This window comes from Embleya sp. NPDC001921 (genome assembly GCF_053594475.1).
Window position 1 is genome coordinate 163884 of record NZ_JBSFEO010000012.1, and the last position, 10680, is coordinate 174563.

A 10680-nucleotide genomic window follows, 5' to 3' on the forward strand; every position below is an offset into this window, starting at 1 on the left:
AGCCCCGGGCATCGACCCGGGCCACTCTCCGCCCGCGCCCAGCCACCGCACATCCCTCACCTGGGGGATGGGCGCGCGCGGCCGGGACGCGCAGGATCGACGACGTCCGCATCGACCCGGCCGAGGAGTACGCGCCATGCAAGCCGTCATCGCCACCGAATACGGTGGCCCCGAGGTACTGACCGCCGTCCACACCCACCCCGAACCGCGTCCCGGCCCCGGGCAGGTGCTGGTGAACGTGGCCGCGAGCGGGGTCAACTTCATCGACATCAGCCAGCGCCGCGGCGTGTTCGCCGTACCCACGCCGTTCGTCCCCGGCGTCGAGGGCGCCGGCACGGTCGCCGAACTCGGTCCCGACGTGACCGGCGTCGCCGTCGGCGACCGGGTGGCCTGGGCCATGGACGGCTCGGTGACCACCGCGTACGGCGGCTACGCGCAGCGCGTCGTCGTCTCCGCGGATCGTGTGGTGCCGATCCCGGACGGGCTGGACGCCGAATCGGCCGCCTCGGTGTTGATGCACGGGATGACCGCGCACTACCTCACCCACGACACCCACCGGGTGCGCCAGGGCGAGACCGTCGTGGTGCACGCGGCGGCGGGCGGCCTGGGCGGACTGCTCACCCAGTACGCGGTCGCCCGGGGCGCGCGGGTGATCGCGACGGTGTCCGACCCGGCCAAGCACGCCCGGGCGCGCGCGGCCGGTGCCGATCTCGTGTTCGGTTACGACGGGTTCGCCGAGCGGGTCCGCGAGGCCACCGACGGGCGGGGCGCGGACGTGGTGTACGACGGAGTCGGCGCGGCGACCTTCGACGGCGGCCTGGCGAGCCTGCGTACCCGCGGCACCATGGTGCTGCTCGGCGGGGCCAGCGGGCCGGTACGGGACTTCGACACCGGCCGCCTGCTCGGCGCGGGCTCGTTGTACCTGACCCGGCCCGGCATCGCCGACTACCTCCGCGACCGCGCGGAACTGCTCGCCCGGGCACGCGACGTGTTCGAGCGCACGCTGTCCGGCGCGCTGCGGCCGCACGTGGGCGGCCGCTACCCGTTGGCGCAGGCGCGCCGCGCGCACGAGGACCTGGAGAGCCGCCGAACGACGGGGAAGCTTCTGCTGATTCCCGGGGTTGACGCCTTCGCCAAGGGGTGACCCCGCCGGCGTGCCGACCTACCGACCCGCCGGACCCGCAGCGCACAGGCGCGCACCGACCTACCGACCCATCGACCCGCCGGACCCGCAGCGCACAGGCGCGCACCGACCTACCGACCCGATGGCGGCGTTGGCCTTCGTACCCCTCCCCGGGCCTTCGCCGCCTCCGCCCGATGTACCCGACAGTGAACGGAACCGCCGATGACCCGCCGACCCGACACCGACGGCTGGAAGCGGGACGAACTGCTCGCCCGCGCCGCCGAGGCGCCCGACGCGCTCACGCTGTTCGCGACCGCGTCGGTGCGGCTGCGGCGCCTGGTTCCGTTCGACGCCGCCGTGTGGCGCGCGACCGATCCGCTCACCGGGCTGATCGCCGCGCCGATCCGGGTGGAGAACATCGACGCGGGTGGCTGCGCGGCGTTTTGGACCAGCGAGGCCGACCCGGACACGATCAACGCGTTCCGTACCCTCGTGGACGCCCGGGTTCCGGCGGCGGCGCTGCGCGAGAGCACGGGTGATCGGCCCGAGGCCAGTCCGCTCTACGACGCGTACCTGCGCCCGCGCCGGTTCGGCGACGAACTGCGTGCGGTGCTGCGGACGGCCGGTCGGCCGTGGGGCAGCGTGAGCCTGTTCCGGGACCGGGATCGGCCGGCCTTCACCGCCGCCGACACCGAATTGGTCGCGGGCCTGTCGGCGCCGCTCGCCGGGCGGCTGCGCGGCTTCCTGCGACCGGGTGAGGTCACCGTCGAGGCAGTGGCCGGCGCCGACGAGGCGACCGGCGTACTGCTCTTCGACCGCGCCGGACGCCTGATTTCGGCCAACGAGCAGGCCCGCGAGCGAATCGCGAGTGTGGCCGGCGAGGCCCCGGACACCACGATGCCGATGTGGATCGCCACGCTGGCGGCGGCCGGGACCGGTCGGGTGCGGGTGCGGACCCGGGCCGGCCGCTGGCTGGTGTGCCACGCGTCCCGGCTGAGCGGCGACGACCCCTTCACGGTGGTGATGATCGAGGCGGCCCCGGCCTCCGAAGTGGCCGCGATCATCGTCGAGGCGTACGAACTGACCGGGCGCGAGGCCGAGATCACCCGCCTGGTGGCGGGCGGCCTGGCCACCGACGAGATAGCCCGCCGACTGCACATCTCCAAGCACACGGTGCGCGACCACATCAAGTCCGTCCTGGCCAAGGTCGGCGTCGCCAGCCGCGGCGAGCTGGTCGCCAAACTCTTCACCGAACACGTGGCCCCAGCCGCCGCAGCCCGGGTCTCCCGGGTACGAACCGCGAGTTGACCACATCGCGACCACGGCTGCTCCGCCCGCGGCCACCGCCGCGGATCCGCCACCGTCGCGGACCCGCCACCGTCGCGGACCCGCCACCGTCGCGGATCCGCGCGGCGCGGCATCCCCACCACCAGGCCCGCCACCGACACCACCTTCGCCGAGGCGCCCGAGTGGTAACGCCGCGTCAGCCGCGCCCTCCGCGCTCGGCAGCCCCGCCTTGTGCGCCACGACCCACCGGCTGGAGATCCCGGGCACGCCCGGACCGAGACCGAATCACCCGCGAACGTGCGAGTTACCCACGAGCGCGCACACCAACCGCCCCGAAGCCCGCCGCCGGCCCGCGCCGCGTGCCACCCGCGTCGCGTGCCACCGCGCCGCCCGCCCACGCCGAGCCTGCCACCCCTGCTCGGTGCGGGTCCACTCCCACTCCAGCACGCCACCCGCCCGCGCCGCTGAGCCCGCCATTCGCCTACGCCGCCCATGCCGCGGCGCCGACCACTGACCCCAGCGCGCCGCCCGCCGATGCACCGACCACCCGCGCCAAGTGTCGTCGCGCCGCGCGCGTCAACCACCGACACCGAGTGCGCCAACCGCCACCACCCCGAGGGTGTCCACATCCCCCGCGCCGCCCGCGCCGCCCATGCCGCTGTGCCAACCGATACCGAGCCCGCCGCCCGCCCACGCCGTCTGTGCCGCCCACGCCGCCCGTGCCAACCGCCGATACCGAGCCCGCCGTCCGCCACACCTCTTGTGTCGCCGCGTCGACCACTCATCCCAGTGCGCCGACCGGGCACGCTGCCCGTGTGGCCGGGTCAACTGTCCGCGTTGCCCGTGCGTCTGTGCCGACCGCCCACGTCGAGCCTGCCGCTCGCCGCTCGGTGCGTGTCCGCTCCCGCCCGGCACGCTGCCTGCGCCCGCCGCTCGCGTGCGCCCGTCGATGCGCCGACCACCCGCGCCATGTGCCGCCGCGCCGCGCGCCGACCACCCACCCGGGCGCGCCAATCCCTACCACCCCGAGCGTCTCCAGCTCCCCCGCGCCGCCCGCCCGCGCCGCCCGTGCCACGGCACCGACCGGGCACGCTGCCCGTGTGGCCGGGTCAACTGTCCGCGTTGCCCGTGCGTCTGTGCCGACCGCCCACGTCGAGCCTGCCGCTCGCCGCTCGGTGCGTGTCCGCTCCCGCCCGGCACGCTGCCTGCGCCCGCCGCTCGCGTGCGCCCGCCGCTCGCCCGCGCCCGCCGATGCGCCGACCACCCGCGCCATGTGCCGTCACGCCGCGCGCCGACCACCCAAGTCGCCCAGGCAACGGTGCCGGCCGTCCGTACCGCCCGTTTGTGTCGGCGGTGCCACCCGCCCACCGATTGGGCACCGCCCGTGTCGCCCGCCCCGCCCCGTGCTGCTCCGCAGTGCTCACCGCCGACCCCGCCTGCCCACCCCGACCGTCTGCGTGGCTTGCACCGCACGCCCACCTGCTGCCCCGCTCCGCCAACTGCCGCCGCCCACCCCGCCCGCACGGCCCATTCCGCCCACCCCACCGGCACCGCCCCTGCCGTCCGTGCCGTCTACCCGCGCGGGCCGCCCATTTCGCCCAGCCCACCGGGGCCGCCCGTGCCGCCCACCCCGGCCGCGGCGAGTGTTGTGGGGCGTGTGGGTCGGAAGGCGTTGACAGGAGCAATATGGTCGTCCATATTGGAGTCATGGCGAGGGCATCGAAGAAGGAACAGATTCTGGACGCGGGGACCGAGACCGTGCGTCGGTTGGGGCTGGTCGGGGCGAGTGTGCGGGACATCACCGGTGGTGCGGGCGTGCCGCTGGGGTCGTTCTCCAACCACTTCGCCTCCAAGGAGGCGTTCGGCCTGGCCGTGCTGGATCGCTACTTCGCGGACGTGCGGACGATCGTGGCGGCGACGCTGGAGGACGGGAGTCGGCCGCCGATCGAGCGGTTGCGCGCGTACTTCGACGTCGTCACCGAGAGGTTGGCCGGCCGCGAGTGGCGGGACGGGTGCCTGATCGGGAACACCAGCGTGGATTCGACCGAGCACAGCGAGGTGATCCGCGAGCGCCTGGTGGCAATCTTCGCCGAATGGCGCGAGCCGTTCGCGCGGTGCCTCGCCGAGGCCGAAGCGGCCGGCGAGATCCGTACCGGGCTGCCGCCGCTCGACCTGGCCGACTACCTGCTCGCGTCCTGGCACGGCGCGATGTTGCGGATGAAGGTCGAGCGCGACCCCGCGCCGTTGGAGCGCTTCAAGGCCGTCACATTCGCCACCGTGCTCGCCTCCGCCCCCGCCGCGGGCTGACGGGTACGCCGCGCCCGACGGCCCGGCCCCGCCCCCGTCCGGACCCGGCCCACATCACCCACCACTACCCACCACCCACCCATGGCGCGCTCGGCCCCACCGAGCGGAATCGGAGTCAGCCATGTCCCATTCCCACGTCGAGTCGACCACCCTCCCCGCGATCGCCGCGCGCGACCCGCACCCGCGCCGCCGGATCCGGGTACTCGACGCCTACATGTCCTACGTCGACACCGGCCCGAGCGCCGACACCGGCAAGGCCGACGACGACCCGAACACCGGCCCCGGCCCCGTGGTCTTCCTGCACGGCAACCCGACCTCGTCCTACCTCTGGCGCAATGTGATCCCGCACCTCGCCGACCGACGACGCTGCCTGGCACCCGACCTGATCGGCATGGGCGCCTCGGACGCCGCACCCGACGGCGCCTATCGATACGCCGACCACGGCCGCCGACTCGACGCCTGGTTCGACGCCGTACTGCCCGCCGGCCCGGTCACCCTCGTGCTGCACGACTGGGGCTCCGCGCTCGGCTTCGACTGGGCCCGCCGGCACGCCGACCGGGTGCGTGCCATCGCCTATATGGAGGCGATCGTGCAGCCCCGGCTGTGGTCGGACTTCCCGCCGGGGCGGGACACCCTGTTCCGCGCGATGCGTTCGGACCAAGGCGAACAACTCGTCCTGGACCAGAACTTCTTCATCGAGACGGTCTTGCCCAAGAGCATCCTGCGCACGCTCGACGAGGCCGAGATGGATGCCTACCGTGCGCCGTTCCGCACCCGCGAGTCCCGCGTGCCCACCCTGGTCTTCCCCCGCGAACTGCCCATCGACGGAACCCCCGCCGATGTCGCGAACACGGTGGAGGAATACGGGAGGTGGCTCGCGCACAGCCCGATCCCCAAGTTGCTGATCTCCGCCGAACCCGGGGCCATCCTGGTCGGCCGTGCCCTGGAGTTCGCCCGAAGCTGGCCCCATCAGCGCGAGGTCACGGTCGCCGGCAGCCACTACGTCCAAGAGGACTCGCCGCACGAGATCGGCGCGGCGATACGGGAGTTCGTCCTGGGCGTGGAGGCGGACCGATCGACCGCCTGAGCAGTGCCCCTCGGCACGCCGCGTGATTCGCCCGTGCGGGACGGGAACTCCGGGCCCGTTCCGCACGGTTGACCCGATGACAGGCGGCCGGCCCCGGACTCGGGGCCGGCCGGCGACGGGGACGAGAGGCCTGCTCGTGGACGCATCCGCAATCGTGGCTCAACTCACCGCACCGGACACCCGGGCGGACCCCTACCCGCTGTACGAACAGGCCCACCGGCTCGGCCCCGTGCTGTGGGTGAGCGACACGTTCGTCGTGGTGACCGGCCACGCCGAGGCCGATCGGGTGCTGCGCGACCGGGACTTCGGCGTACTCGACCGCGAACTGACCGCGGCCGTGTTCGGCGGGACCGAGGAACCGCCGTCCTGGGGACTGCTCGGCCGCTCGATCCTGCAGAGCAACCCGCCCGTGCACACCAGGTTGCGCAAGCCGATCGCGGCCGTGTTCACCGCGCGCCGAATCGCCGCGCTGCGACCGGCCGTCGAGAGCGCCGTGGACCGACTCCTGGCCGGGATGGCCGACGCGGGGCGGGACGGCGCGCCCGTCGACTTCATGGACCGGTTCGCCTTCGCGCTGCCGGTCGGGGTGATCTGCGAACTGCTCGGCGTCCCGGAGGCGGACCGCTTCCGCCTCCGGGGCCCGGCCCATGATCTCACCGAGGCGCTGGAGTTCATGTCCGGTGAACTCGACCTGAGTGCGGCGGACCGGGCCGCGCACGAACTCGCCGGATACTTCGAGGACCTGGTCGCCGAGCGCCGGGCCGTGCCGCGCGAGGACCTGATCGGCGCGCTGGTGCGGCTGCGCGACGAGGACCCGGAGCAGGCGATCACCGACGCCGAACTGATCGCCAACCTGGTGCTGTTGCTGGTGGCCGGATTCGAGACCACCACCAACCTGCTCGGCAACGGCCTCGCGCTGCTGGACGCGCACCCGGGGGTACGCACCGCGCTGGCCCGACGCGCGCTGCCGATGGCCTCCTTCGTCGAGGAGGTGCTGCGCCACGACTCGCCGATCCAGCTCACCTCGCGGATCGCGCTCACGGACGGCCTGGCGGTCGGCGGCCGGGCGCTGCCGCGCCACGGCGAGGTGCTCGTGCTGATCGGCGCGGCCAACCGCGATCCCGCGCGCTATCACGAACCGCAGCGGTTCGATCCGTGGCGGGTCGAGAACGGGCCGCTGAGCTTCGGGGCGGGCATCCACTATTGCGTCGGCGCGATGCTCGCCCGGCTGGAGGCCGAGGTGGCCTTCGAGCGCCTGCTCGACCGGTTCCCGGCCCTGACCCGGGCGCCGGGCGCGACCCGGCACGATCGCCTCCTGCTGCGCGGCTACGGTGAACTCCCGATCACCCTGGGTGATTCACCGGCGGACGCGTAAGGCCCGTCGACGCCGCCCGTCGACGCCGCCCGCCGACGCCGCCCGTCGACGCCGCCCCCCGGTGCGGACGCGTAAGGCCCGCCGACACCGCCCGCCGCCCCAGCCCCCCGGTGGCGCGCCCTCCGGAAATCTCACCCGGGCGTGCAACCCCCGAGCGGTGCCGAGTCTCTTCGTAGACGAGGGCCGTTCGGTGCGAGCCGTGCGGGTGAGAGGGGTGGGAGTTGGCACCTGCGGACGAACCGCTCCGGGAGTTCATCGCCGCGCGGCGCGGGCCGCTGCTGCGCAGCGCGTACCTGCTGTGCGGTGACGCGCACGAGGCCGAGGACCTCGTGCAGTCGACGCTGGTGAAGGTCGTGCTCGCGGGTCGACGCCTGGACCGGATCGACAACATCGAGGCGTACACCCGGCGCACGCTGATGAGCGTGTTCATCTCCTCGCGCCGCCGGCGTTGGCGCCGCGAGCATCCGCACGACGTGCTGCCCGATCAGGCCGCGGTCGGCGGCCCCGACACGGAGTTGGGACTGGCGGTGCGCGCCGCGCTGGCCGCGGTGTCCCCGCGCCAACGCGCGGTGCTGGTGCTGCGTTTCTGGGAGGACCTGAGCGTCGACGAGACCGCCCGGATCCTCGGGGTCAGTGCCGGCACGGTGAAGAGTCAGAGCGCGCGCGGGCTGAGCACGTTGCGGGTCGCCCTCGGCGACGCACTGCCCGCGACCGGCATTCGCGCGGCGCTACCGGAGGAGGCACGGCTGTGAGGGAGCGCGATATGAGGGGACTGCTGGAGGAGGCGGTCCGCGGCCTGGGCCCACCGAGCCTCCCCGGGGCTGCCGGGGTGGACGAGGTCTTTCGCGAGGCGGCCCGGATCCGGCGTCGGCGCCGGCGCGTGCTGGCCTCGGTCGGGACCGGCGCCGCTGTCGTCGCCGTGATCGGCGGCGGCACCCTGCTGCCCCCGCCGGCGGATTCGGCCGGCCCGCGGGGCATGGCCACGAACGCGGGCGCATCCGCCTCGGCGCACCGCACTCCGCTCCGGAACGGATCCGATCCCGCCGACGGGTCGCCGGGGCCGCTCGACTCGCGCGAGGCGTCCCTGAGCCCGTCCCCGGTCGGGACGGACGGCACTCCGCTCCCGGCGACGAGCCTGCCCCAGTCGACTCGGCCGCCGACCACCGCGTCGTCGGACGCCGAGGCGACCTTCGGCGGGGGGCCGGGCACACCCGGTGCGGAGGCCCTCGTCGCGACGTTCCTGCGGCCGGAGGTGGGCGCGGTGCGCAAGGAGGCGTTCACCAACACGCCGCTCTACACGCCCAATCCGCTGTCCGGGCGCTACCTGGTCAGCCGGGACGGCCGCACCGGCTGGCTGGACGTCACCGTGTACGACCCGAAGGTGAACGCGGATCAGCGGCCCCCGACGATCGCGGACGAGTGGGCGCACGACTGGTGCGCGGACCTGGGCGTGGTCGCGCCGAACACGGAGTGTGTGAACGACACGTTGTCCGACGGTTCGCTGCTCAAGACCTGGACCTCGCCGCCGAACCAGCAGGAACCCGGGGCCGGACACCGGTCGACCGGTGGCTTCGGCGCGAGCGTGACCCGCGCGGACGGCCGGAGCATCGAGATCCGCGTCACCGCCGGCATCGTCGGTGGCACGACCTACGGCCCGCCGCTGGCGGCGCCGCCCCTGGATCAGGCCGAACTCTCCCGCGCGGTAAAAGACTCGGCCTGGTTCCGCCGATGAACCGCGCCGGCCGGCCGGGCCGACGTCGGACGCCCGGGTCTCGGGCGCCTGCGCGGCCTCGGGCCGACCGGGTCGCTCAACTGCCGGTGTCGCCTCGGCCGGCGCGCTCGTAGACCCGCTTGTCGGCGAGCGGTGGCAACTGTGGCTTGGGGTCCGGGAGAACCTCGGCCAAGAGCCGCTCGAAGTCGTCGTGGTCGAGCCACTCGGGCTCGTCTTCGGGCTGCGGATGCTCGTCCATGCCACGATGCTGCCACGCGACGGCGCGGTTGGCTGCCATCGGATCCGAATCAGTCCGTAATCAACCGGTTACCCGTCCGATTCGAGACCTCGCCGCAACGGTACGGGCGCGTCGCCGCATACCGGCCGACATCGGGTCCAACGGGTTGTCGGGGCGCTCGCATCGACTCGCGCCCTGCCCGGAGTCCGACCCGGCGACGGGGTGAAGGCCGCACCGGCTCGGGCCGGCTTCCGACCCGTCGGGACGGGCGATGCGGCGCTTTCGATGCCGCGCATCGGCGGCTCCGACGCGGCTTGGGCGCGGCTTGGCCGGCTCCGACGCGGCGCTTCGGAAACGCGAATGTGCGCGCGAGGCTTGATGCATAGACTTCGCGGATGATCGTCTCGGAGTCGACGCAGGGGGGGAGGACGCGCTCGCGGTGCGGGCGGCGTTGGCCGCCGCGCGGGTGGGTCTGGTCGATCGCGAGGTGGTCGCCGAGGTGGTGACGCTGTGCGCGGTCGCGGGTGAACACCTGCTGGTGGTCGGTCCACCCGGGACGGCGAAGTCGTCGGCGGTGCGCCGGATCGCGGAGCAGCTCGGCGGGCGCTGCTTCGAGTACCTGTTGGGCCGATTCACCGAGCCGAACGAGATCTTCGGCCCGGTCGACCTGCGCCGACTGCGTGAGGGCGTCGTCGAGATCGAGACGGCCGGCATGTTGCCGGAGGCGGAGATCGCCTTCCTGGACGAGGTGTTCCTCGGCTCCACCGCGATCCTGAACACGCTGCTCGGGCTGCTCAACGAACGCGTCTCCCGGCGCGGCGCAACCGTGCGGGCGACGCCCCTGCGGGTGTGCGTCGGCGCCGCGAACCACGTTCCGGAGGATCCCGCGCCGGCCGCTTTCGCGGACAGGTTCCTGGCCCGGGTGTTCGTCGAACCGGTCGCGGACGCGCGCTTGGAGGAACTGCTGGAGGAGGGCGACACCCGCGCCGCTCGGCCCGACGTGCCGGCCCCGCACGCGTGGGCCGGGCTCGACCGCCTTGCGGCGACGGCGCTCGCCTGCGAACTCGGTGCGGTCCGACCGGTGTTGGCCACGGCGATCCGGCGCATGCGGGCGGCGGGCGTACCGATCACCGACCGGCGGGCGGTGCGCTCGCAACGAGCTGGTGGCCTCGGCCGCCGTCTTGGACGGGCGCGTGGTCGCGGAGGCCGGCGATCTGTGGACGCTGCCGCTGATCGCGCCGGACCCGGCCGCGCAGACGGCGGCGCGCGAGGTGTTGGCCGACCTGATCGGCGACGCGGCCAACCGGGGCCTGTTCCATGCCGCCGAGGAGTACTCGCGGGGCAGCGCCGCCCGGGCACTGCGCCTCGTGGCCACCGGCCGGGCCCTGCTGGACCGATATGGGACGGAACCGGCCGACAAGGACCGGAGGTTGCGGCTGGACGCGGTGCTGCGCGAGATCGACGCCGGTTTCGCGACACCCGACCTCGGCGCGGAACTGGCCTCGATCCGCAAGCGGTTGGTCGCGGCTGTGGGGTCGTGATGACGGACGCC

At 74.1% G+C, this 10680-nt stretch carries 9 protein-coding genes and 1 pseudogene; 9 read left to right on the forward strand and 1 reads right to left on the reverse strand.

Going from position 1 to position 10680, the window contains the following annotated elements:
* The first annotated feature begins 136 nt into the window (after nt 1–136).
* From ACWCPW_RS16965 to ACWCPW_RS16995, 7 genes are all read left to right on the forward strand, one after another.
* Nucleotides 137–1144: a quinone oxidoreductase family protein gene (locus ACWCPW_RS16965; RefSeq protein WP_449762324.1), complete on the forward strand. Its 1008-nt coding sequence runs from the start codon at nt 137–139 to the stop codon at nt 1142–1144.
* A gap of 201 nt (nt 1145–1345) precedes the next feature.
* On the forward strand, nt 1346–2431 hold the full coding sequence (locus ACWCPW_RS16970; protein WP_449762325.1) for a LuxR C-terminal-related transcriptional regulator: 1086 nt from the start codon (nt 1346–1348) through the stop codon (nt 2429–2431).
* Between the two features lie 1686 nt (nt 2432–4117).
* On the forward strand, nt 4118–4717 hold the full coding sequence (locus ACWCPW_RS16975; RefSeq protein ID WP_449762326.1) for a TetR family transcriptional regulator C-terminal domain-containing protein: 600 nt from the start codon (nt 4118–4120) through the stop codon (nt 4715–4717).
* Between the two features lie 121 nt (nt 4718–4838).
* Nucleotides 4839–5804 (forward strand): haloalkane dehalogenase, encoded by a 966-nt coding sequence (locus tag ACWCPW_RS16980; protein ID WP_449762327.1) that lies wholly within the window; start codon nt 4839–4841, stop codon nt 5802–5804.
* A 136-nt stretch (nt 5805–5940) separates the two neighbouring features.
* The gene (locus tag ACWCPW_RS16985; protein ID WP_449762328.1) at nt 5941–7179 is read left to right on the forward strand and encodes a cytochrome P450; all 1239 of its coding nucleotides are present in this window, start codon (nt 5941–5943) and stop codon (nt 7177–7179) included.
* 221 nt (nt 7180–7400) lie between these two features.
* Nucleotides 7401–7931, forward strand: a complete 531-nt coding sequence (locus ACWCPW_RS16990) for a SigE family RNA polymerase sigma factor (protein ID WP_449762329.1) — start codon at nt 7401–7403, stop codon at nt 7929–7931.
* Between the two features lie 11 nt (nt 7932–7942).
* Nucleotides 7943–8911, forward strand: a complete 969-nt coding sequence (locus tag ACWCPW_RS16995; protein WP_449762330.1) for a hypothetical protein — start codon at nt 7943–7945, stop codon at nt 8909–8911.
* Nucleotides 8912–8987: 76 nt separating this feature from the next.
* Here the strand turns inward: ACWCPW_RS16995 and ACWCPW_RS17000 are convergent, their stop codons facing one another.
* Nucleotides 8988–9149, reverse strand: coding sequence for a hypothetical protein (locus ACWCPW_RS17000; protein WP_449762331.1), 162 nt, complete (start codon nt 9147–9149; stop codon nt 8988–8990).
* A 478-nt stretch (nt 9150–9627) separates the two neighbouring features.
* Between ACWCPW_RS17000 and ACWCPW_RS17005 the strand changes: the two are divergent.
* Nucleotides 9628–10062, forward strand: a pseudogene (locus ACWCPW_RS17005) (AAA family ATPase); the annotation flags it as partial.
* A 229-nt stretch (nt 10063–10291) separates the two neighbouring features.
* A complete protein-coding gene (locus ACWCPW_RS17010) occupies nt 10292–10669 on the forward strand; it encodes a hypothetical protein (RefSeq protein ID WP_449762377.1) in 378 nt (125 codons plus the stop codon).
* Nucleotides 10670–10680 lie beyond the last annotated feature (11 nt).